The 20,685-nt window shown below is 61.6% G+C and carries 21 protein-coding genes and 1 pseudogene; 5 read left to right on the top strand and 17 right to left on the bottom strand.

Going from position 1 to position 20,685, the window contains the following annotated elements; translation table 11 throughout:
* Positions 1-48 precede the first annotated feature (48 nt).
* The 3 genes and pseudogenes from DSOUD_RS08465 to DSOUD_RS08455 form a co-directional block, all read right to left on the bottom strand.
* Positions 49-444: pseudogene (locus tag DSOUD_RS08465) on the bottom strand (redoxin domain-containing protein); the annotation flags it as partial.
* A gap of 12 nt (positions 445-456) precedes the next feature.
* Complete coding sequence (locus DSOUD_RS08460) at positions 457-705, bottom strand: thioredoxin domain-containing protein (RefSeq protein ID WP_053550604.1); 249 nt, start codon at positions 703-705, stop codon at positions 457-459.
* 96 nt (positions 706-801) lie between these two features.
* The gene (locus DSOUD_RS08455; RefSeq protein ID WP_053550603.1) at positions 802-1,053 is read right to left on the bottom strand and encodes a hypothetical protein; all 252 of its coding nucleotides are present in this window, start codon (positions 1,051-1,053) and stop codon (positions 802-804) included.
* A gap of 289 nt (positions 1,054-1,342) precedes the next feature.
* On the opposite strand from DSOUD_RS08455, the gene DSOUD_RS08450 reads away from it, so the two are divergent.
* Positions 1,343-1,645, top strand: a complete 303-nt coding sequence (locus DSOUD_RS08450; RefSeq protein ID WP_053550602.1) for a putative quinol monooxygenase — start codon at positions 1,343-1,345, stop codon at positions 1,643-1,645.
* Positions 1,646-1,674: 29 nt separating this feature from the next.
* On the opposite strand, the gene ppsA is transcribed toward DSOUD_RS08450, so the two are convergent.
* Positions 1,675-4,065, bottom strand: a complete 2,391-nt coding sequence (gene ppsA / locus DSOUD_RS08445; protein ID WP_053550601.1) for a phosphoenolpyruvate synthase — start codon at positions 4,063-4,065, stop codon at positions 1,675-1,677.
* A 358-nt stretch (positions 4,066-4,423) separates the two neighbouring features.
* Here ppsA and otsB point away from each other — a divergent pair, with 358 nt between their 5' ends.
* The 3 genes from otsB (at position 4,424) to DSOUD_RS08430 (ending at position 8,724) form a co-directional block, all read left to right on the top strand.
* Complete coding sequence (gene otsB, locus DSOUD_RS08440) at positions 4,424-5,998, top strand: trehalose-phosphatase (RefSeq protein WP_053550600.1); 1,575 nt, start codon at positions 4,424-4,426, stop codon at positions 5,996-5,998.
* Positions 5,995-8,403: a glycoside hydrolase family 65 protein gene (locus DSOUD_RS08435; protein ID WP_053550599.1), complete on the top strand. Its 2,409-nt coding sequence runs from the start codon at positions 5,995-5,997 to the stop codon at positions 8,401-8,403. The genes otsB and DSOUD_RS08435 overlap by 4 nt, the downstream gene beginning before the upstream one ends.
* 129 nt (positions 8,404-8,532) lie before the next feature.
* A complete protein-coding gene (locus DSOUD_RS08430; RefSeq protein ID WP_053550598.1) occupies positions 8,533-8,724 on the top strand; it encodes an FmdB family zinc ribbon protein in 192 nt (63 codons plus the stop codon).
* A 94-nt stretch (positions 8,725-8,818) separates the two neighbouring features.
* On the opposite strand, the gene DSOUD_RS08425 is transcribed toward DSOUD_RS08430, so the two are convergent.
* The 3 genes from DSOUD_RS08425 to DSOUD_RS08415 form a co-directional block, all read right to left on the bottom strand.
* Positions 8,819-10,240, bottom strand: a complete 1,422-nt coding sequence (locus tag DSOUD_RS08425; RefSeq protein WP_053550597.1) for a phosphoglucomutase/phosphomannomutase family protein — start codon at positions 10,238-10,240, stop codon at positions 8,819-8,821.
* A gap of 129 nt (positions 10,241-10,369) precedes the next feature.
* Positions 10,370-11,002 (bottom strand): LysE family transporter, encoded by a 633-nt coding sequence (locus DSOUD_RS08420; RefSeq protein ID WP_053550596.1) that lies wholly within the window; start codon positions 11,000-11,002, stop codon positions 10,370-10,372.
* The gene (locus DSOUD_RS08415; protein WP_198300387.1) at positions 10,999-11,295 is read right to left on the bottom strand and encodes a CxxCxxCC domain-containing protein; all 297 of its coding nucleotides are present in this window, start codon (positions 11,293-11,295) and stop codon (positions 10,999-11,001) included. Before DSOUD_RS08415 ends, DSOUD_RS08420 begins: the two co-directional genes overlap by 4 nt.
* Positions 11,296-11,468: 173 nt before the next feature.
* Between DSOUD_RS08415 and DSOUD_RS08410 the strand changes: the two genes are divergently transcribed.
* Complete coding sequence (locus DSOUD_RS08410; protein WP_053550595.1) at positions 11,469-11,762, top strand: PxxKW family cysteine-rich protein; 294 nt, start codon at positions 11,469-11,471, stop codon at positions 11,760-11,762.
* Positions 11,763-11,984: 222 nt separating this feature from the next.
* Here DSOUD_RS08410 and DSOUD_RS08405 read toward each other — a convergent pair whose 3' ends face one another.
* From DSOUD_RS08405 to mutL, 10 genes are all read right to left on the bottom strand, one after another.
* Complete coding sequence (locus tag DSOUD_RS08405; protein WP_053550594.1) at positions 11,985-12,677, bottom strand: LrgB family protein; 693 nt, start codon at positions 12,675-12,677, stop codon at positions 11,985-11,987.
* Positions 12,667-13,020, bottom strand: a complete 354-nt coding sequence (locus tag DSOUD_RS08400; RefSeq protein ID WP_053550593.1) for a CidA/LrgA family protein — start codon at positions 13,018-13,020, stop codon at positions 12,667-12,669. The genes DSOUD_RS08405 and DSOUD_RS08400 overlap by 11 nt, the downstream gene beginning before the upstream one ends.
* Positions 13,021-13,041: 21 nt before the next feature.
* Positions 13,042-13,827, bottom strand: a complete 786-nt coding sequence (locus DSOUD_RS08395) for a tetratricopeptide repeat protein (protein WP_053550592.1) — start codon at positions 13,825-13,827, stop codon at positions 13,042-13,044.
* Between the two features lie 28 nt (positions 13,828-13,855).
* The gene (locus tag DSOUD_RS08390; RefSeq protein WP_232426523.1) at positions 13,856-14,497 is read right to left on the bottom strand and encodes a lactate utilization protein; all 642 of its coding nucleotides are present in this window, start codon (positions 14,495-14,497) and stop codon (positions 13,856-13,858) included.
* Between the two features lie 37 nt (positions 14,498-14,534).
* On the bottom strand, positions 14,535-15,824 hold the full coding sequence (locus DSOUD_RS08385) for a DUF512 domain-containing protein (RefSeq protein WP_053550590.1): 1,290 nt from the start codon (positions 15,822-15,824) through the stop codon (positions 14,535-14,537).
* Position 15,825: 1 nt separating this feature from the next.
* On the bottom strand, positions 15,826-16,914 hold the full coding sequence (locus tag DSOUD_RS08380) for an AI-2E family transporter (protein WP_053550589.1): 1,089 nt from the start codon (positions 16,912-16,914) through the stop codon (positions 15,826-15,828).
* A gap of 1 nt (position 16,915) precedes the next feature.
* The gene (gene pgsA, locus DSOUD_RS08375) at positions 16,916-17,479 is read right to left on the bottom strand and encodes a CDP-diacylglycerol--glycerol-3-phosphate 3-phosphatidyltransferase (protein ID WP_053550588.1); all 564 of its coding nucleotides are present in this window, start codon (positions 17,477-17,479) and stop codon (positions 16,916-16,918) included.
* A gap of 148 nt (positions 17,480-17,627) precedes the next feature.
* Positions 17,628-17,861, bottom strand: a complete 234-nt coding sequence (hfq, locus tag DSOUD_RS08370) for an RNA chaperone Hfq (RefSeq protein ID WP_053550587.1) — start codon at positions 17,859-17,861, stop codon at positions 17,628-17,630.
* Positions 17,842-18,816 (bottom strand): tRNA (adenosine(37)-N6)-dimethylallyltransferase MiaA, encoded by a 975-nt coding sequence (gene miaA, locus DSOUD_RS08365; protein ID WP_053552338.1) that lies wholly within the window; start codon positions 18,814-18,816, stop codon positions 17,842-17,844. The genes hfq and miaA overlap by 20 nt, the downstream gene beginning before the upstream one ends.
* A 5-nt stretch (positions 18,817-18,821) precedes the next feature.
* Positions 18,822-20,618: a DNA mismatch repair endonuclease MutL gene (gene mutL, locus DSOUD_RS08360; RefSeq protein WP_053550586.1), complete on the bottom strand. Its 1,797-nt coding sequence runs from the start codon at positions 20,616-20,618 to the stop codon at positions 18,822-18,824.
* Positions 20,619-20,685 lie beyond the last annotated feature (67 nt).

Raw genomic sequence — 20,685 nt, 5'->3', positions numbered from 1 at the left:
CCCGCCTTTTTTTTCAAAAAATACCCTGCACGGGATCGGTCCCTTCCCCTAGGCCCCATCCTTGATCCTTCGCAGAACGGCCAAGGTCTCCTCCGGTTCCGGGCGCAGGGTGTGGTCGGTGTTGGTCCGGGCATCGACGATGAGACCGTCGGTTCCGATCACATAGCGCGTCGGAAGAGGGAGTGTCCAGCTCCGGTCGCCGTTCACCCGCTCGAGATCGATGCCGAATCCGTAATAGACGTCCCGCAGGGGTTCGGGAACGACGATGGTCAGCTGAAAGGCGCTGGCAACCTCGTTCCCCGGGTCGACCAGTACCGGAAACCGCAGCCCATACTTGTCAACGGTTCTGGCGGCAAAACGCCTCTCAATCGGCGACACGGCCACCAGGTTGGCGCCCAGGGCCTTAATTTCGTTCAATATCCTCTGCAGAGCCTCCAGCTCCGCGTTGCAATACGGTCACCAGCTCCCCCGAAAGAAATTGACCACCAGCGGTCCCTCCTTAAGGAGCTCCGTCGATGTCCAGAGCCTCCCGGCGTGATCTGCCAGGGTAAATGCCGGCGCAGCGTCGCCAGGGGCCAGCGCCCGGCCCTTCTGGTCCGTGGCTTCGATGGCGCTTAAGGCATCGGCCATGATTTTTTGGGTTTCCGCTGAAAGCTTTCCACGGGAGGCCGCCTTCAGGCCGAGAAGTTTTTCATTCAGGGTCATGGATTACCTTCTCAAAGGGATTTTTCTGTCGTCAAAGACACGCACCGGCATGGAGCTTGTTTCTTGAGTTTCGACCGCTCCGATGCCCCCTGATTTTCAGCGATGGATGACCGGGAGTTTGTGAAGGGCGGCGACAAATCGGTTGATATCGAAGGGCGTCCCCTCTTTCATCACATAATAGACCTCGGCCGCAACGACACTGCCAACGAGCGCCTTTGCCTCAACCGGGGAATACCCCTCGGCCATGAGGCGATGGAGGGTTTGACTGGTTTCAGGGGGATCGTTCGATTCGATCTGATTCTGGACGACTTCTAGAATAGCTGCATTGAGTCTCGGATTCGATTTCATCACCTCTCCTTGTCATCGGAATTCTTCCGGAGTCATGTTCGCAAAAGGATGGGGCAGCAGGGAAATGCATGAGATTTTTTCGACCTGATCGCTGCCGATTCGACCGTGAAATTTCAACAGGAGCAGAATGCCAGGTGTTGACCCGGATTGTATTCTGTGCCCGGGCTTGACCGCTATCTGATTGGCGATAGAGTAAAAACTGATCCGCCACCGGTTTAATTTTCTTGGAATTTTGGACAAAATCGGAACAAAACGCAAGACTATCCTTTTGCATCGAGGAGGAATACCCATGCCCAAAGTCTCCTTGTTCGTACGTCTGGAAGCAAAGCCGGGTAAAGAGAAAGAGGTGGAGAAATTTCTTCTCAACGGACTCCCCCTCGTCGAAGACGAACCGGACACCGTCGCCTGGTTCGGTCTCCGTCTCGGGCCCTCGACCTTCGGGATCTTTGACGCCTTTCCTGACGAGAAAGGACGGGAGGCTCATCTCTCCGGAAGGGTCGCCGCGGCGCTCATGGCGAATGCTGAAGACCTGCTCTCCACCCCCCCTGTCATCGAAAAGGCCGATGTCCTGGCGGCAAAACTGCCGGGATAAAGGCCAGACGGGGAGAAGATCGGGACTATTCAAATCCGCCGCGATTCCACCTCGGCGACACGACGGATGACGCCGATCACGCTGTCGGGATTGAGGGAGATGGAATCGATCCCTTCCTCCACCAGGAAGGCGACGAAATCAGGGTAATCGCTGGGCGCCTGGCCGCAGATCCCAATTTTGGTGCCGGTTTTTTTGGCCGCCCGGATCGCCTGGCGGATGGTGGTCATCACCGCCTCATCCCGTTCGTCGAAGAGTTCCTTGAGCATTGCCGAATCGCGGTCGACGCCGAGGGTGAGCTGGGTCAGGTCGTTGGAGCCGATGGAGAAGCCGTCGAAGCGAGCGGCAAACTCCTCGGCGAGAATCACGTTGGCGGGGATCTCCACCATCACGTAGACCTCGAGTCCCAACTGGCCCCGCACAAGACCTTCCTCCGCCATGACCTCGAGCACCCGGTCGGCCTCTTTGAGCGTGCGGCAGAAGGGAATCATCACCACGACGTTGGAGAGCCCGATCTCTTCGCGCACCCGCTTGATCGCCGCGCACTCGAGGGCGAAGCCGGCGCGGTAGCGCTCGCTGTAGTAGCGGGAGGCGCCGCGGAAGCCGAGCATGGGATTTTCCTCGGCCAATTCGAACTGCCGGCCGCCGATCAGTTCAGCGTACTCATTGCTTTTGAAGTCGCTCATGCGCACGATCACCGGATCGGGATACCGGCTGGCGGCAATGGTGGCGATCCCCTGGGCGAGCTGATCGACGAAGTACTCGCTTCTGTCCGCATAGTTTCGCGTCAACTCCCGGATACGGCGCTTGGCGTCCCTGTCTTCGAGCTCGTCGTACTTGAGCAGGGCCATGGGGTGAACCTGGATGATGCTGTTGATGATGAATTCCATGCGCGCCAGACCGATCCCCCGGCACGGCAGGCGCCACCAGCGGGAGGCCGCCGCCGGGCTGGCGATGTTCAGCATGATCTGGGTTTTGATCTCGGGGAGGTCGTCGAGATTCACCTCGGTTTCGGTGAATTCCAGGAGACCGGCGTAAACCTTCCCCTGCTCCCCCTCGGCGCAAGAGAGGGTGACTGCCTGACCGTCCTCGAGTTCGCTGGTGCCGTGCTCGGTGCCGATGACGGCGGCGATGCCGAGTTCGCGGCTGACGATGGCGGCGTGGGAGGTGCGGCCGCCGTGGTCGGTGATGATGCCGGCGGCCTTCTTCATGATCGGCACCCAGTCGGGGTCGGTCATGCCGGTGACGAGAATGTTCCCCTCTTCGAAGAGGTCAATTTCGCTGGCACTCCGAATCACCTGAGCCTTGCCGGAGGCGATCGCCTCGCCGATGGCGATCCCGCTGAACAGAACTTCGCCTTTCTCCTTGAGGGCATAGGTCTTGAGCACCCCCGCTGCCTTGCGCGACTGAACCGTTTCGGGACGGGCCTGGACGATAAAGATTTCCCCGGACTCCCCATCCTTGGCCCATTCCATGTCCATCGGTCGACCGTAGTGGCGCTCGATCACCACGGCCCAGCGGGCCAGTTGCAGGATTTCATCGTCGCAGAGAACAAAGGTCCGCCGCTCCCGGGCCGAAGTGTCGATGTTTCGGGTGGTTTGCCCGGCGCTGCGGGCATAGACCAGCTTTTTTTCCTTGTTGCCGAGTTTTTTGCCCAGGATCGGTTTGAGGTTTCTCTTTTCGAGCAGCGGTTTGAAGACCGTATAGCTGTCCGGCGTCACCGTCCCCTGCACCACGTTTTCCCCCAGCCCCCAGGCGGCTTCGATGACCACGACTTCGGGAAAGCCGGTGTCGGTGTCGATGGAAAACATCACCCCGGCACCGGCCTTGTCCGAACGCACCATCGTCTGCACCCCGACCGAGAGGGCCACCTGCATGTGATCGAAACCCTTGTTTTGGCGGTAGCTGATCGCCCGGTCCGTGAAGAGCGAGGCGTAGCACTTGCGGCAGGCGTCGAGCAGCTCCTCCTCGCCGGTGACGTTGAGAAACGTCTCCTGCTGGCCGGCGAAGCTGGCGTCGGGGAGATCCTCGGCGGTGGCGCTGCTGCGCACGGCCACCGAGACCTCCTCCTCGCCGCGGCGGCGGCAAAGCTCGCGGTAGGCCTCGCCGATGGCCACGGCGATCCCTTCGGGCCATTTTCCTCGACGGATCATGCGGCGGATGGAGTCGCCGGTCTGGTGCAGCGATTTGGCGCCCTTCCGGTGTTCGTCAAGCCGCCCGCGGATTTTCTCCTCCAGGTCGTTCTCGGCAAGGTAGCGGCGGTAGGCTTCGGAAGTGGTGGCGAAACCGTCGGGTACCTGGATGCCCTCGGCCTTGAGGGTGCCGATCATCTCGCCGAGGGAGGCGTTCTTGCCGCCGACCAGAGCGACGTCCTGATTGCTGAGATCTTCAAACCAGCGGATGGGGTCGTTTTTCGGCATCATATTCGAATCTCCTTGAGGCAGCTCGCCCTACACCCCTTTGCCCGGCAGCTCCGCCGGGAGAATCGTTCCGTCCGATCACCACGGCTATGTTTCGTTGTATCAGTTGTGGATCGCCAGTCAAACGGAGACGGTTGAATTCAGGCCAAAAAAATGCCATTCATTCAGCGGATTATTCACTTCATTGACAAGGTCCCGACGCCGGATAAGTTTTATTTTACCGTTGCCTCTGCGAAAGTTACTCACACCTTCTCGACCACTCGGCCCATTGGCGCCAGGCGCACCAAGCATACGGTGTAAAAATGGGATCCATATCGTGATAGGGTATAAAAAACCCCGTCAATGAATCAGGAAGGACACCATGACCGACCAGCGCCTCATCATCTCCCCTGAGAAGTTCGATGCCGTCATTTTCGACATGGACGGCGTCGTCACTAGGACCGCCCATGTGCATTCGGCCGCCTGGAAGAAAATGTTCGACCATTTCCTTAACGAACTTGCCACCCGCCAAGGTAAACGATTTGAACCCTTTGACATCGCCACCGACTACACCCGCTATGTCGACGGCAAGCCCCGCTACGACGGAGTTCGGGATTTTCTGGCCTCCCGGGGGATCGAACTGAGGGAGGGAACCAGGGACGACGACCCGTACGAGGAAACCATCTGCGGTCTCGGCAACCGCAAGAACTTCTATTTCAACGAGGTCCTCGAAGAAAAAGGCGCCAGAAGCTACGACTCGACGGTTCGGGTCATTAAAGATCTGAAACGGGCCGGGATCAAAACCGCGATAATTTCGGCCAGCAAAAATGCCCGCAAGGTCCTCGCCTCGGCCGGAGTCGCCGACCTGTTCGACGCCCGCGTCGACGGACTCGACGCCGAGGAGATGGGCATTCCCGGCAAGCCGGCGCCCGACGTCTTTCTGGCGGCGGCGAAAAAACTCGGCGTCGCGCCCCGGCGCTCGGTGTTGGTGGAGGATGCCCAGTCGGGGGTAGAGGCGGGGCGCGCCGGCGGCTTCGGACTGGTGATCGGCGTCGACCGTGCCGGGCAACGCGCCGAGTTAGCCAGATACGCCGATGTCGTGGTCGACGATCTCTCCGAAGTCCGGGTCGCACCGGCGCCCCGTGAAAGAACAACCGACGCCCTCCCCTCGGCCCTCGACCGGTTCAACGATATCTCCTGCCTCCTCAAGCGCAAGCGCCCCGCCCTGTTCCTCGACTACGACGGCACCCTGACTCCCATCGTCGAACGCCCCGAAGATGCGGCCATTTCCGATGAGATGCGCCAGACGGTCAGGGATTTGGCCGGGTATTGCACCGTGGCCATCGTCAGCGGCCGCGACCGCCGCGACGTTGAAAAGCTCGCCGGAATCGAAGGGATTTACTACGCGGGGAGCCACGGTTTCGACATCGCCGGCCCGGCCGGTGAAAAAATGGAGTTCGAGCAGGGCAAAGACTACCTGCCGGCCCTCGACAACGCCGAAAAAGGCCTGCACCAGCGGCTCGACGGGATCGATGGCGCGCAGGTCGAGCGCAAGAAATTCGCCATCGCCGTGCATTTCCGACGAGTCGCCGAGAGCGACCGCCCGCAAGTGGAAGAAGCGGTCGACGAGGTCCTCGCCGTAAACCCCGGCCTGTGCAAAACCGGCGGCAAGATGATCTTCGAGCTGCGCCCCGACATCGACTGGCACAAGGGCAAGGCCCTTTCCTGGCTGCTGCAGAAACTCGACCTCGACCGGCGCGACGTGGTCCCCATCTATCTCGGCGACGACCTCACCGACGAAGACGCCCTGCGCGAAATCGAAAATCAGGGCATCGGCATCCTGGTGCGCGACGAAGACCGCCCGACCCATGCCCGCTACGCCCTGGAAGACACGGCCGAGGTCCGAATTTTCCTGCAGACCCTGTGCGATTATCTGGAGGAGTTGAACACTTCATGAACGGCTGGTCCCTGATTTACGAAAACTACGAGCCGGAAAAGGAGGGTTTGCGCGAGGCCTTGTGTACTCTGGGCAACGGTTACTTCTGCACTCGGGGGGCGGCTCCGGAAGCGGCGGCCGACGGGGTCCACTACCCGGGGACCTATCTCGCCGGAGGCTATAACCGGCTCACGACCCAAATTGCCGGACGAACCATCGAGAATGAAGATCTGGTCAATTTCCCCAACTGGCTCCCCCTGAGCTTCCGCATTGAAGAAGGACCCTGGTTCGAACTTGAAAGGGTGAAAATCCTCTCCTTTCGTCAGGAGCTCGATCTCGAATGCGGCCTCCTCCAGCGCACGGTTCGCTTTCAGGACAGCGAGCAACGGATCAGCCGACTGCGGCAGCGGCGGATGGTCCACATGTGCAATCGGCACCTGGCCGCCCTCGAAACGACCCTCACCGCCGAGAACTGGTCTGGTCGGGTCGAATTTCGCAGCGCCCTCGACGGCCGGATCAAAAACGGCAATGTGGAGCGCTACCGGGATCTGGCAAATGAACATTTGCAAGCAATATCGACCGGACAGCCTAGCCAGGAGACGATTTTCCTCAAGATTCGCACCAGCCAGTCACGTATCGAAATGGCCCTGGCGGCCCGGACCCTCATTTTTTCCGAAGAGAGGGAGCAAAGCCCCGAACGTCACCTTGAAGAATCTCAAGGATACGTCGGCCAGACCTTCGAGCTGAACCTGCCCAGGTCCGGCAGTGTCCGCATTGAAAAAGTGGTCTCCCTCTTCACCAGCCGCGACGAGGCCATTTCCGAATGCGGCCTCGAAGCAATAAATGCGATTTCCCGGGCTCCCGGATTCGAAAATTTACTGGAGCATCACCGACGCGCCTGGGCGCATCTGTGGCGCCGCTACGGACTCGACATCCGGGAAACCGATGGCAGCGAACGGGTGCGGATGATTCTGCGCCTGCACATTTTTCACCTCTTGCAGACCGTCTCCTTTCACACCATCGAGCTCGATGTCGGCGTCCCCGCCCGCGGCTGGCACGGCGAAGCCTATCGCGGCCACGTCTTCTGGGATGAACTCTTTATCTTCCCCCTCCTCAACCTGCGCACCCCCGAAATCACCCGCACCCTTCTCCATTACCGTCATCGTCGTCTCCCCGAGGCTCGATCCGCGGCAAGACAAGCCGGCTATCGAGGTGCCCTGTACCCCTGGCAGAGCGGCAGCAACGGGCGCGAGGAGAGTCAGGATGTCCACCTCAATCCCCGGTCGGGGCGCTGGATTCCCGACAATTCGCACCTGCAGCGCCACGTGAATGCCGCCATTGCCTGGAACGTCTGGCATTACTATCAGGTCACCGGCGACGCGGAATTCATCTCCTTTTATGGAGCGGAAATGATCCTCGAGATCGCCCGCTTCTGTGCCGGCTTGACAACCTGGAATGAAAACCTCGGGCGCTATGAAATTCTCGGCGTCATGGGACCCGACGAATATCACGACAGTTATCCCGGCTCGGACCGGCCTGGTCTCGACAACAATGCCTACACCAACGTGATGGTGGTATGGATCCTGACCTGTGCCCTTGAGATGCTGAACATCCTTTCCGGCGAACGTCTCCTGGAGCTGAAAGAAACCCTCGAATTGTCCAATGAGGAGATGGAGAACTGGGAGGATATCAGCCACAGGATGCGCCTTGTCTTTCACGATGACAATATCCTCAGCCAGTTCGAGGGGTACGACAAACTCGAAGAACTGGACTGGAAGACCTACCGCGCCCGCCATGGCCGGGTCATGCGCCTTGACCGCATTCTTGAGGCGGAAAAAGACACGCCCAACCGCTACAAATGCTCGAAGCAGGCCGATGTCCTGATGCTCTTTTACCTCTTTTCCTCCGACGAGCTCGCCTCGATCTTCGAGCGGCTCGGCTATCCCTTCGAGTACGAGACGATCCCGCGAAACATCGCTTACTACCTCGAACGCACCTCCCACGGCTCGACCCTGAGCCAGGTGGTGCACTCCTGGGTCCTGTCCCGTAGCGACCGGGAAGGTTCGTGGCAGCTTTTCACCGAAGCCCTGAGTTCGGACATCGACGATATCCAGGGAGGCACCACCCACGAAGGGATTCATCTCGGCGCCATGGCGGGGACCGTCGACCTGATGCAGCGCGGCTATGTCGGCATTGAAACCCGTGGCGACCAGTTGCGCTTCAACCCCTGCCTCCCCCGCGAGCTCCGTCGCCTCCAGATGCGGCTTCGCTACCGCGGTCTATCCCTGGAGCTGGAAGTCACCCCCAGACGGTTGTCCGTCACCTGTGTGCAATGCGGGTGTGAACCGATAAAAATTCGTTGTCGAAACGATGAAGCGACGATCACCGGCGGCCAGACCCTGGTCTGGAACCTGACCCAGGAATGATTCGACGACAGAGGGAGATCGTACAGGGAGAGGGCGCCCGGCCGGTGAAGCGTCTGGGCCTCAAATTTTCCTTTGCTTACATATGACAAATTGAATATAATGTCAAAAAATTCAAGGAAGGAGAACGTCATGCCGATCTATGAATACGCCTGTGCCTCTTGCGGCAGGATTTTTGAGAAGATTCAGCGGGTACCTGAGAGGGACTTCCCCTGCCCTTCCTGCGGTGCGCGGGCCGAGCGCACGGTCTCCCGCACCGCCGCCGGAGCCTCTTCTGGAGGGGGCGCGACGGCGGCCGGTTGCGGCAGCGGCGGTTTTACCTGAGGATAGACAGGGGGTGGCGTGACCACCTCTATGAAATGCAAAAAGGCGGGGCTTTATGCCCCGCCTTTTTGCGTCTCAGCGATTTCTTCGATCATCAGTCGCGAATGAACTGACCGGCGGCCTTCATCAGCACCTTCAGAGCCGCCTCGCTGGAGGATTCGCCGTAGACGCGGACGACCGGCTCGGTGCCGGACTTGCGGAAGAGAACCCAGGATCCGTCATCGAGGACGAATTTGGAGCCGTCGACGGTGATCACTTCGGCGATTTTCTTCCCGGCGAAAGTGGCCGGCGGCTTGGCGAGCCGTCCGGGGAAAGACTCTTCGAGTTCGGGGGAGAGGCGAATGTTGTCGCGGTGAGTGTGAAATTCGCCAACCCGTCGATAAAGGTCGGCAAGAAGAACGGTGAGGGGTTTGCCTTCGACGGCCACCATTTCGGCCACGAGCAGACAGGCGAGAATGCCGTCCTTGTCGGGGACATGGCCGCGAACGGTGAGGCCGGCACTCTCCTCCCCACCGATGAGGATGCGGCCGTCGCGGATGTATTCGCCGATAAATTTGAAGCCGACGGGGGTCTCGAGGACCTGCAGGCCATGGTGGCGGGCGACGGCGTCGACGAAATGGGAGGTGGCGACGGAGCGGGCGACGTCGCCGTTCTTTTTCTTGACCCGTACCAGATAGTCGTAGAGGAGAGCGAGGATGTAGTTGGGCTCGATGAAGGTGCCGTCGCCGTCGACGATCCCGTAGCGGTCGGCATCGCCGTCGGTGGCCAGCCCCAGGGCGATGGAATCGTCTCCCCGGATCATGGCGATAAAGTCGCCGATGTGGCTTTTCGAAGGTTCGGGAGGAAGTCCGCCGAAGTAAGGATCACGATGATTGTTGATCGTCTTGACCTTGACCCCGGCTTCGAGCAGGAGGGTGTCGAGATAACCGCGGCCGGTGCCGTAAAGGGGGTTGACGGCGATGGTCATCCCCGAACGGGCGATGGCATCGAAATCGACGATCTGCCGCAGGGCGGCAAAATAAGCGGGACGGGGATCGATCTCCTCGAGGAGCCCGGCTTTCAGGGCCGAATCGAGGGGCATCTCCTTGTAGCAGATTTCACCAAGCATGGCGTTGGCGCGCCGTTCGATGTCACCGGTGGTTTCAGGGAGAGCCGGCCCCCCCCAATCGGGGGAGAATTTTATGCCGTTATATTCGCAGGGGTTATGGCTGGCGGTGAAATTGATCCCCCCCCCGGCCCCGCGACGGAGAATTTCGAAGGCAATCACCGGGGTCGGGGTGTCGCGGTTGCAAAGAAACGACTTGATGCCGGCTCCGGCCAGGACACGGGCGGTCTCCCGGGCGAAACGCTCTCCCATGAAGCGGCTGTCGAAACCGACCACCACCCCCTTGGTGTCCTGCCCGTTGTTGCGCAGATGGTCGGCAATGGCCTGGGTAACGACCTTGACGTTGTCGAAGGTAAAGTCTTCACAGAGAATCCCCCGCCATCCCGAGGTGCCGAACGTGATACGCGCCATACGATAACCCTCTCCTTGAAGAATTTGATTCCATAGCTGATAAAAACTTGAACTCAGAGACGCCTTGAAAACTCGGAGCGCGGCGTCGGAACAATCAGTCAATTGCCCAGGACGAATTCCCTGCTCCGCTCAGCCGAGGAGCGCCTGGACGCCGAGATAACCGAAGTATGTACCGAAAGCGATGACGAAGAGGGCGCAACCGCCGATCAGACGCCGATAGAGGCGGTCGGTGAGGAAGCGGCGACCGTAGCTGACCGTCCCGGAGACAAAAGCATACCACACCAGATCGGAAAGAATATGAAAGAGGTAGAAGGTCGCCACCCCCGCCAGCCCGGCCTGATGAGCGACGGCCAGGTAGCCGAGGCCGACCGTCCCCCACCACAGGGTGAAATAGGGGTTGGCCAGACTGACGACCACCCCGGCCGCCAGAGGGTGCAAACCTCTCCTCCTCTCAGCCTGAAAGTCGAGGCGCAGGGTCGGAAGGCCCCGGAGCATGCCGTATCCCATCCACAGCAGCATGGCGGCGCCGATCAGAGCGAAGGCGGCAAAGACACCGGGACGCCCCGCCGCCCCGCCGACACCGGTAAAGAGGAGGAGAACCACCGCCCCCTCGAGGAGGGCATGGCCGGCGACCAACTGGGGCCCGGCCCAGGGGCCGCGGCGCACCGTTTCGGCGATGGTGACGCTCAGGAGCGGCCCGGGCATAATCGCCCCGGAAAAGCCGAGGACGAAGGAGGTGCCGGCGATTACGGAGAGGGTCATGAGGCCTCCGGGACGTCGTCGTCCCAGAGACGGGGTGGACGATAACCGGGGATGCCGGCGACGTAGGGGCAGTCAGCGGGGAGGATCCCCCTGGCGGCATTCTCGGGGGTGATGGGGGTGCACCCGGGACGGGCACTGTGGCGCTCGGGGTAGACGGTACAGAGCCGGGTCTGCAGGTCGAGGCAGCGGCAGGGAGTATCGGTGTAGTGGATCTCCCCCTCGTAGTCGAGCTTTTCATAACAGCAGCGCCCGCAGCGGCGGCAAAGATCTTCCCAATGTCGGGTATCGTTCATATCCATAAAACTCCACGGCAAATGGGTAACAGTAACCAATGACCTCCGGCCGGTCAAGAAGGAATGTCAGGAGGGGTCCATACAAAAAAGGATTGACAGCAGGAGGTAAACTGGTTAAAAATAGCCGTTCAGGTAAGTGGAACGGAAACCGAAAACGCAAGGAGACATCCCCCATGCAGTGTCAAACCGTACTCCCCGGTGCCGAGTGTACCTTCTGGTCTAAAACTGGCTGTGGTTTTATCGGCAACTCGTGCCAGACGATCGTCGAAGCCTGCGAAGGGTGCGAGCGCATCGTCGAAGGGACCATCGGCAAGGTGTGCTCCGTGGCACCCGGTCCTCAGCAGAAGTGGCTGAACCCCGAAGGTCTGTGCAACTTCGCCACCCACCGCAAGATCGAGGTCAAGGGCTCGGATGCCAAGACCAACCCGCTCAAGGCTTCCAAAAAGGCTTCCGCGAAGAAGAAGTAATTCCTCGCCGGATGCGACAGAATCAAGGGCAGACGAGAGATCGTCTGCCCTTTTTTGTTTTGGGGACAGGCACCTTCGGAGCCAGTCCCCATCCCCTGTCCCCATCCCCCGAAACAAAGCTCTCAACGCAGAGAACGCGGAGAATCCAAGAAGGCGCAGAGAAAACCTTTGGTCCAAGGATCTCTCTATTTTTCTCTGCGTGCTCTGCGTTGAAGCCCTTGATTAAAAAAGGACAAAGAGGAGCGGCACGAGAATCGCCGTGACCATGCCGTTGAGGCCGATGGCCAGGCCGGCGATCGCCCCGCCGAGACGGTCGACCTCGAGCATTCGCGCGGTGCCGATGCCGTGGGCGGCGGTGCCGACGGCAAGCCCCATGGAAGCGGGATCGCGGATCCCCACCAGACGGCAGAACTCGGGGCCGCAGATGGCGCCGAGGCAGCCGGTGATCACCACCAGGGCGGCGGTCAGCGGGGGGATGCCGCCGATCTTTTCGACGATGCCGATGGCAATCGGCGCCGTAACTGACTTGGGGGCGAGGGAGAGAACCACCTTGTCGCTGGCGCCGAGGAGCCAGGCGAGGCCGCTGGCGGTGAGAATGGACGTCAGGGCGCCGGCGAAGATGCCGGCGAGAATGGGAATCTTGCGGGCGAGAATCTCCCGGCGCCGTACGTAGAGAGGAACCCCCAGGGCGACCACCGCCGGCCCGAGGAGAAAGAGGATGTAGTCCCCCCCCGCCGCGTAGTCCCGGTAGGGGATCCCCGTTGCTCCGAGGAAGACGATGATGGCGACAATGGCCACGGCCACCGGATTGAAGAGGGGGAATCCACTGCGCAGATAAAGCTTCTGCGCCAGAAAATAGCTCCCGAGGGTCAGCCCCACTCCGAAGAGGGGGGTCTGAAGGAGATCAGCAGCCATCGCTCCCTCCCCGCCGCGCCAGATACCCTTCGGTCCAGCCGGTCACCGCCATGACCGCAAAGGTGCTCAGCACCGTCGCCACGACGATCGGCAGCCACTCCTGACGGATAACGTCGTAATAGACCATGACGCCGACCCCCGCCGGAACGAAGAACAGGGCGAAATGGGACAGGAGTAGGTCGGCGGCCTCCTGAACCCATTCGAGACGCACCAGTCCGCCGGCCAGGGCAGCCAACAGCAGTCCCATGCCGATCACGTTCCCCGGGACAGGGAGTCCGAGCGACCGTCCCAAGGCCTCTCCGGCAAACTGTAGCAGCAGCAAAATGGCAAATCCTCGTACCACAATCCGTCCCCTTCGACTAATTCAGAGTTCGGCCTCCAGCCCTTCGACCAGGGCCGCCACTTCGGTGCGGATCTCCCGGGAGGAATCGGAGCGCTCGCGTAGCAGGAATTCCTGAAAACTGTGCAGCGCCTTGTGAGGTTCCTCCTGATCGAGATAGATATTCCCCAGGGTCAGATAGGCGTAGGCGAAGCCGGGATCGAGACGCAGCGCCTCGCGACACTCGGTTTCGGCGCCGGAGAGGTCGTCGGTATCGTAATACATTTCGGCGAGATTGTAGTGCCCCTGGGGGTCTTCGGGATCGAGGTCGAGTGCCTGGCGGTAATATTTAAGGGCCTGGGAATTGTCGCCGGCGGCATAGGCGGCGTCCCCCATGGAATTGAGGGCGAAGGTCGACTCCGGCTCGATTGCCAGGGCACGGCGGTAGCATTCGGTCGCCTGCTCGAGGCGCTCCTGGCTGAAGTGCACCAGACCCATGCTGACCCAGGCGTCGGCCTCTTTTTCGTCGAGATCGAGAATCCGCCGGTAGGTCTCCAGGGCTTTTTCGGCTTGCTGCCCCTCAAAATAGAGATCGGCAAGATCGTAAAGCATGTCCAGATTCTCCGGCGCCAGGGCCAGCCCCTTTTCGTAGGCCTGGATCCCCTCGGAGAGTTTCCCCCCTTCGGCCAGGGCTTCGCCGAGAAGAGCGAAGATCTCGGCGGTCTCGGGGGCCTCCTTGAGGGCCTTGCGAAAACTGGCGATGGCCTGGGGGTAATCCCCGATCTCCAGCGCCTCACGCCCCTGGATCAAATACTGTTCAACCTCTTGCATGGTGTCATTCCTTCTCATTGTAAGGGGATTAATAACCGAGGTCGGCACCGACCAGACAGACGTGCACATCGGTGAGGCGCGGCCGACGGTCGAGGATGGTGGTGATGCGGCAAATCCGCTCCGGGGAGTCGCAGTCGCTGCAGATCCCGGTTTTTGCGCAGGGAGTGTTGTAGCCGAGGCGGCGGGCGTTGGGGGGGGATGCAACCTCCCGAACCCGCTTCAGGGCGGCCTCGAGGTCGGCGACGATCTTGTTGACCCCTGCGACGATGATCACCTGTTTGGGTCCGAAGGCCATGGCGCCGACCCGGTTGCCGGTGGCGTCGATGTTGACCAGCTGCCCCTGCAGAGTCAGGGCATTGGTCCCGGTCAGGAAGAGATCGCAGCAAAGCTGTTCCTGCATGATCCGGAGGCGCTCCTCGGAGGTGAGGCCGGCCCGGGAATGGACGAGGAGGGTCTTCCCCTCCCCTGCAAGATCCCGGGCGATGCCGAGAGCGGCAACGGACATGGAACCGCCGAATCCTATGGTCTGCGCCCTGTTACAGGCAGCCAGCAGATGGGCGCGAGCCCCGTCGGCATCGTCGTGAAGGGAAACGGCAAAGCCGTTTTTCTCGAGGGACTTGCCGGCCTTCTCCATCAGGGTCCGCCGGTGCCAAAGCTGGTTGTCGTCCATCACTCTCATCTCCTTCGAATCCTTTGGCGTTTTGAGATCACCGGAACAGTTCCTCGAGCCCCTCCAAAAGGCCCCAGGGGGTGCTGTCAATCTTGAAAACCGCAACGCCGAGAGCCTGCGCCAACTGGGGGAGGGTCAGATCGTCGAGAAAGACATCCTCGCCGTCGCGCAGGACCACGTCGGGAACGAGCAGGGCCTCACCGAGCTCTTTTCCCTTCAGCTGGGCGATGAGGTCGGCTCCGGCGATCAGTCCGGCCACGGTGACCTCGCCGCCGAAAAAGTCGTTGCGGATCGTGTGCAGGTGGATTTTCACCCCGGTCTTTGCCGCCAGGGCGGCGGCAAAACGGGTCAGCTCCCCGGAGGCCGATGCACCGGTGAAGGTCGAAACGGCTCCGGCTCGGAGCTTTCGCGCCTCCTGGAGGACGTCGCCGGCATCGGCGCGAAATACCGGGATCAGGCCGACGCCGTTTTCCACCTGCGAGAGCTCCTCGTAGGCTTCCAAGGCTGGAAACTCCACCCCGGCCTTGAGATAGAGCTCGTCGGCAGCGAAGACGAATCGTGTGCCGGCCTCGGCGAGATAACGCTCCTGGAAACGATGCAGGGTTTCAAGAACCGCGGCGGCCCCGGCGGCGTCCAGGGGGCGAAGCTGGGGGAGGCGCTCCCGATAGCCGGTGAGGCCGACGGGGACCACCGCCAGGGTGCGAATCCCCGGATGCAGGGCGTAGAGGTCGCCGATGGTGCGCTCGAGCTGCGCCCCGTCGTTGAAGCCGGGGCAGAGGACGATCTGGGTATGGACCTCGATTCCGGCGGCGGTCAGGCGCTCAAGGAGGTCGAGGACCGGCGGCCCCTGACGGCCGATGAGCCGTGTGCGCAGTTCTTCGTCCGTGGCATGCACCGAGACATAGAGGGGGGAGAGGCGCTGTTCGATGATCCGCTCCATGTCGGCATCGCTGATATTGGTCAGGGTGACGTAGGAGCCGTAGAGGTAGGAGAAGCGGTAATCCTCGTCCTTGACATAGAGGGTGCGGCGCAGTCCCCGGGGGAGCTGGTGGACGAAGCAGAAGATGCAGTTGTTGCCGCACTCGGTCGGATCGGGGTGTTCGAAGTGGAGACCGAGGGGCTCAAAGGCATCCTTCTCCAGTTCCAGCTCCCACATTTCGCCGTCCTTCCTGCGCACCTCGAGAACCAGATCCTCGACGGCGGTGTAGACCTGAAAATCGATCTGGTCGCGCAGCGGCTTGTCGTTGACGGCAAGAAGGACGTCTCCGGCCTGCAGCTCCAGCTCTTCGGCGATGCTCCCCGGTTCGACGGCTAGAATCTCCAGCATTTCAAATCTTCCCCTTGTCGGCCGGAGCGGCGAAAAAGGCCGACCCCCGATAGGTCACGAGCAGGCGGCGCCACAGGACATTGGCCGAGGCGGCGACAGGGACCGCCAGCAGCAGCCCGAGAAAGCCGAAGAGTTCGCCGCCGATGAGAACGGCGAGGATGGTCGCCAGAGGATGGAGTCCGACCCGGTCGCCCACCAGAAAGGGTGTGATGACCGCCCCTTCGAGCCCCTGAACGAGGAGGAACCAGCCGATGGCCAGCAGGGGGTGGAGGAGGTCGTGAAACTTGAGGGCGGCCATGATGGTCGCGGCGATGATGCCGAGGATCGTCCCCAGATAGGGGATGATGAAAGCCATCCCCGAAACGATGCCGATCACCAGGGCCAGATCGATGCCGATGACCGCCAGACCGAGGCTGTAGAGGACCGCCAGGACTAAACAGACGCTGAGCTGGCCGCGGATAAAACCGCTGAGAACCCCGTCGATCTCCCCCCCCAGGTCAAGGATCTGCCGTCGGTGGCGGAGGGGGATGAGGTCGGCGACTCCTGCCTTCATGCGGTCGAAATCCCGCAGCAGGTAGAAGAGGTAGACGGGAATGATGAAATAGCCGAGCACCGCCAGAAGAAAGCCGAAGGTGGAGGAAAAGGCCCGGGAGAGGAAGACGGCGATCTGTTTGAGAACGTCGCTGGAAAGGTTCCTGCCGGCATCGATGGCGCGGTCGACGAGACCCTGCAGATCCTCTCCCCCGGCAATCCCCAGGAAATCGGCCAGGGGGGACGGAACGGCACGGTAGAGACTTTCGGCGTAGGTCGGCAGGGCCTTCTGCATGAGGGCCACTTCGCTCCGGACCGCGGGAATAAGGAATGCGAGGACGGCAGCTGCCGCCACCAAAAAAGCGGCAAAGACCGTACAGACCGCCAGCGGTCGGGAAAATCTGCGGGCTTCAAGATAGTCCGCCGCCGGATCGAGAAAATAGGCGAGAATCAGCGCCAGCAGAAAAGGGACGGCAATGGAGCGAATCGTGACGAGGAAGAGGGAGCAAAGGACGATTCCAGCCAGCGTCGCGACCAGGACCCAGGGATTACGAAACATGTCAGGATCTCTCGGTTGGGCCGGCGTCCGCTCCGGGCTCCTGCGGCAGGGAGCGGATACCGGTGAAGATATAATGCATTCCGGAGAAGATGGTGACTCCTCCGGCAAGAACGAAAAGCCACCACAGAGATTCGGGCCCTCTCCCCGACAGAGGAAAGAGAAGCGCCAGGGCCACGACGATCACCTGCAGAAAGGTCGTCTGTTTTCCCCACAACGTCGGCAGCGCCGCCACCTGCTGTCCGGAAAAATAGAGAACCGCCATGCCGATGGAAACGAACAGGTCCTTGGCAACGGCGAGCACCGCCAGCCACGGCGGCAGGAGTCCGACGACGGCCAGGGAGACGAAGGAGACGGTCATCAGCAGTTTGTCGGCCACCGGATCGAGAAAGGCGCCGAGGAAGGTCTTCTGCCCCAAGCGTCTGGCCAGGTAACCGTCGAGGAGATCGGTCAGGGCGGCGACGGTGAAGAGGACGAAGGCTACGCCCAGCGCCCGGTAAATGACGGCGATCAGAAAAACCGGGACCAGCAGGATGCGCAGCAGGGTCAGGGCATTGGGGAGATTCATCCGTCACCTCGCGGCAAGGGGGGCAGCGCGAAGCCGGCCGCAGAGAACCCTATGGCAACCGCACGCTGTAAACAGAAAAGTCCCTGCCGGGAATCCATCCAGGCAGGGACCTCATGCTCGAACCGGTGGCAGGCTCCGCTCCGCTGGGCTATTCCCTGCCGCCGTGAAGGCGGAACTGGCCGTCGGAGGAGGTGATGGAGCAGATGGCATGCTTATAAAGGAGTATATCGCCACTGCTCTCGACGAGGAGGCAGAAGCTGTCAAAGGATTTGATGTACCCTTCGAGTTTTTCCCCCGACATCATCACAACGGTCACCCGGATCCGCTCTTTGCGGGCCTGATTGAGATACTGGTCCTGAATGTTAAATGGGGTTTTGGGCATGTCCGCTCCTTTTAGCTGCATAAAAAAGTTCAGTCATTTGGGGGATTTTAGCAGACTCTCGCAAGGAATCAACCCAAATTATTTTTTTGTCGCGGCGGAACCAGGTCAACTGACGCTTGGCGTAGCGGCGGCTGTCCCGCTGGATCAGGGCGACGGCCTCGTCCAGAGAGATCTCTCCGGCAAGATGACGGATGATCTCCTGATAGCCGATAGTGCGCAGCGCCTTGAGCCCGGGGGAAAAACCCCGGGCAAGAAGGGCGCGTACCTCCTCGACGAGCCCTCCGGCGACCATGGCCTCGACCCGGTCATCGATCCGGCGGTACAGTTCCTGGCGCGCAAGGGTGACGCCGATAACCAGGAGCGGATAGGGTTGTTCGGCGAAGCCGTGCCCTTCCTGAAGATCGGAGAGGCGCCGTCCGGAGATTTCAAAGACTTCGAGCCCCCGGACAATCCGCACCTGGTCGCGGGGTTTAAGGCGCTCGGCCAGGGGAGGGTCGATCAACTGCAACCGCCGGTAGAGGGCCCCCTCTCCTTCCGCTTCACCCCGGTCGAGAATCGCCTGGCGCACCTGGGGATCGCCGGCGGGGGCATCGAGGAGCCCTTCAGTGAGGGCGCGGATATAGAGACCGGTCCCCCCGACAACGAAGGGACGCTTCCCCCGCGCCGCGATATCGAGAATCGCCCGGCGTCCCTGGACGGCGAAGTCGGCGACGGAATAGTCTTCGTCCACCTCGGCCACATCGAGGAGATGGTGGGGGATTCTAGCCCGTTCCTCCGCCGTCGCCTTGGCGGTGCCGATATCCATGCCGCGATAAACCTGCCGCGAATCGGCGGAGACGATCTCGGCGTCGAAGCGCTCGGCCAAATCGAGGGAAAGAGCCGTCTTTCCGGCAGCTGTCGGCCCGCAGATCACCACCAGCGGGGGGTGCGTTTCATCCCCTGTCGTCCTCCCCATCGCCGTCATCCGCGTTTAAACATCCGTTCGATTTCGCCGAGGGTCATTCGCTTCATCACCGGGCGGCCGTGGGGACAGTGGGCGCTGAAGTCGACCTGATCGAGATCGCGCAGCAACGCCTCGATCTCCGGATGGGCGAGGGACTGGTTGGCCCGCAGCATGCCGTGGCAGGCCATGAGAATCAGGATGTTGTCGAGGGCCTCCTCCACCAGGCCGCTCTTCCCCAGGGCGGCCACCTCGCCGGCCACATCCCGCACCAGACGCTCGGCCGCGCCGTCGGAGAGTATCCGCGGAACCCCTTTCAGGGCCCAGGCATTCCCTCCGAAGGGCTCGAGATCGAACCCCAGTCGCGCCAGATCGTCGAGATGGCCGGCCAGGGCGGCGCTCTCCCGGAAATCGAGTTCGATGATCGCCGGAAAAAGCAGAGATTGCCCCTCCACCCTCCCCTGGGAGTACTGGCTCTTGAGGCGCTCAAAGCCGATCCGTTCGTGGGCGGCATGCTGGTCGATGAGGATCAGGTCGTCGCCGTCCTGACAGAGGACGTAGCTGCGTCGATACTGGCCGAGGATCTCCAGGGAGGAAAAGAACCCCTTCTCCTCCGGTGCCTGCGGCGACGCGGAGATTCGGAAGGGCCCGGGAAGGCGGCGCGGTTCCGCGGCAGAGGAAAAGGCCGAAGTGCGGGCGTAGGCCTGGAGGGAATCCTGAATCCGTTCGAGGGGGGCGGGTGAGGACCCGACAGTGAGCGGAGGCAGAGGCGGGGAGCCGGCCAACGACGTCTTGTCCCCTCCTTCCCGGACAGGGAGCCACCCCGAAGGGCGCAGGATGTCACGCACCGCGACGACGATGAAATCATGGACCAGCTTCTGGTCCTGAAAGCGCACCTCATGCTTGGTCGGATGGACATTGACATCCACCAGGGCCGGGTCGATCTCGAGAAAGAGGATGACGACGGGATAGCGACCCTTCTCCAGGAGATTGCGGTACCCTTCGAGCAGGGCGTGCTGTACCACCCGGTCGCGGATGTAACGGCCGTTGATGAAGGTGTAGACGGCCCCCGTCGTCGAGCGGCTCACCCCGGGATGGCCGACGAGACCGTGCAGACGCAGCCCCTCGCCACCGTCGCGTTCCAGGGGGATCAGGTCGCCAAGGAGCGGCCGCCCGAGGAGAGCGCCGACCCGTTCGCTGAGCCGCGTCTGCCGATAGGCCTCGATGAGCGGCCGGCCGTTGTGCACAAGACTGAACTGGACCTCGGGGTGGGCCAGGGCAAGGCGGGTGACGATGTCGGCGATGTGGCCGATCTCCGTTTCGTCCCGGCGCAAAAATTTGCGGCGGGCCGGAGTATTGAAGAACAGGTCGCGAACCTCGATGGTCGTACCGACGGGAATCCCCACCTCCCCCGCCCGCTTCACCGTCCCCCCTTCGGCGTAAATCTCCCACCCCTCCAGCGATTCCGCGGAGCGGCTGCGCAGAGTCAGGCGGGAGACGGCGGCGATGGACGGCAGGGCCTCGCCGCGAAACCCGAGGGTGCGCAAGGAAAAAAGGTCGTCGTCGGAGCGGATCTTGCTGGTGGCGTGGCGTTCCAGACAGAGGAAGGCATCGTCCTGCCCCATCCCCATGCCGTCGTCCACGACTCGCACGAGCCTCTTGCCGCCGCCATCGACTTCCACCCGGATCTCCCGGGCGCCGGCATCGAGGGAATTTTCCAGGAGTTCCTTCACCACCGACGCCGGACGTTCGACGACCTCTCCGGCGGCTATCTTGTTGCAGAGATGTTCGGGAAGGATCTGGATGCTATGTTTCACGGCCTGCCCTCGAAGAGCTGCGGGTCTTGGGGGGAAAAAAACGATTCGGCGCCCCTAAAAGAAACGG

Origin of the sequence: Desulfuromonas soudanensis (genome assembly GCF_001278055.1) — a bacterium.
Lineage (GTDB): Bacteria > Desulfobacterota > Desulfuromonadia > Desulfuromonadales > WTL > Deferrimonas > Deferrimonas soudanensis.
This window is presented reverse-complemented; position numbering and strand designations above follow the sequence as displayed.

Excerpts from the sequence above, each read along its gene's own strand:
- DSOUD_RS08460 (WP_053550604.1), bottom strand. The coding sequence starts at position 705 with ATGACCCTGAATGAAAAACTTCTCGGCCTGAAGGCGGCCTCCCGTGGA.
- DSOUD_RS08455 (WP_053550603.1), bottom strand. The coding sequence starts at position 1,053 with ATGAAATCGAATCCGAGACTCAATGCAGCTATTCTAGAAGTCGTCCAG.
- DSOUD_RS08450 (WP_053550602.1), top strand. The coding sequence starts at position 1,343 with ATGCCCAAAGTCTCCTTGTTCGTACGTCTGGAAGCAAAGCCGGGTAAA.
- ppsA (WP_053550601.1), bottom strand. The coding sequence starts at position 4,065 with ATGATGCCGAAAAACGACCCCATCCGCTGGTTTGAAGATCTCAGCAAT.
- otsB (WP_053550600.1), top strand. The coding sequence starts at position 4,424 with ATGACCGACCAGCGCCTCATCATCTCCCCTGAGAAGTTCGATGCCGTC.
- DSOUD_RS08435 (WP_053550599.1), top strand. The coding sequence starts at position 5,995 with ATGAACGGCTGGTCCCTGATTTACGAAAACTACGAGCCGGAAAAGGAG.
- DSOUD_RS08430 (WP_053550598.1), top strand. The coding sequence starts at position 8,533 with ATGCCGATCTATGAATACGCCTGTGCCTCTTGCGGCAGGATTTTTGAG.
- DSOUD_RS08425 (WP_053550597.1), bottom strand. The coding sequence starts at position 10,240 with ATGGCGCGTATCACGTTCGGCACCTCGGGATGGCGGGGGATTCTCTGT.
- DSOUD_RS08420 (WP_053550596.1), bottom strand. The coding sequence starts at position 11,002 with ATGACCCTCTCCGTAATCGCCGGCACCTCCTTCGTCCTCGGCTTTTCC.
- DSOUD_RS08415 (WP_198300387.1), bottom strand. The coding sequence starts at position 11,295 with ATGAACGATACCCGACATTGGGAAGATCTTTGCCGCCGCTGCGGGCGC.
- DSOUD_RS08410 (WP_053550595.1), top strand. The coding sequence starts at position 11,469 with ATGCAGTGTCAAACCGTACTCCCCGGTGCCGAGTGTACCTTCTGGTCT.
- DSOUD_RS08405 (WP_053550594.1), bottom strand. The coding sequence starts at position 12,677 with ATGGCTGCTGATCTCCTTCAGACCCCCCTCTTCGGAGTGGGGCTGACC.
- DSOUD_RS08395 (WP_053550592.1), bottom strand. The coding sequence starts at position 13,827 with ATGCAAGAGGTTGAACAGTATTTGATCCAGGGGCGTGAGGCGCTGGAG.
- DSOUD_RS08390 (WP_232426523.1), bottom strand. The coding sequence starts at position 14,497 with ATGGACGACAACCAGCTTTGGCACCGGCGGACCCTGATGGAGAAGGCC.
- DSOUD_RS08385 (WP_053550590.1), bottom strand. The coding sequence starts at position 15,824 with ATGCTGGAGATTCTAGCCGTCGAACCGGGGAGCATCGCCGAAGAGCTG.
- DSOUD_RS08380 (WP_053550589.1), bottom strand. The coding sequence starts at position 16,914 with ATGTTTCGTAATCCCTGGGTCCTGGTCGCGACGCTGGCTGGAATCGTC.
- pgsA (WP_053550588.1), bottom strand. The coding sequence starts at position 17,479 with ATGAATCTCCCCAATGCCCTGACCCTGCTGCGCATCCTGCTGGTCCCG.
- hfq (WP_053550587.1), bottom strand. The coding sequence starts at position 17,861 with ATGCCCAAAACCCCATTTAACATTCAGGACCAGTATCTCAATCAGGCC.
- miaA (WP_053552338.1), bottom strand. The coding sequence starts at position 18,816 with ATGGGGAGGACGACAGGGGATGAAACGCACCCCCCGCTGGTGGTGATC.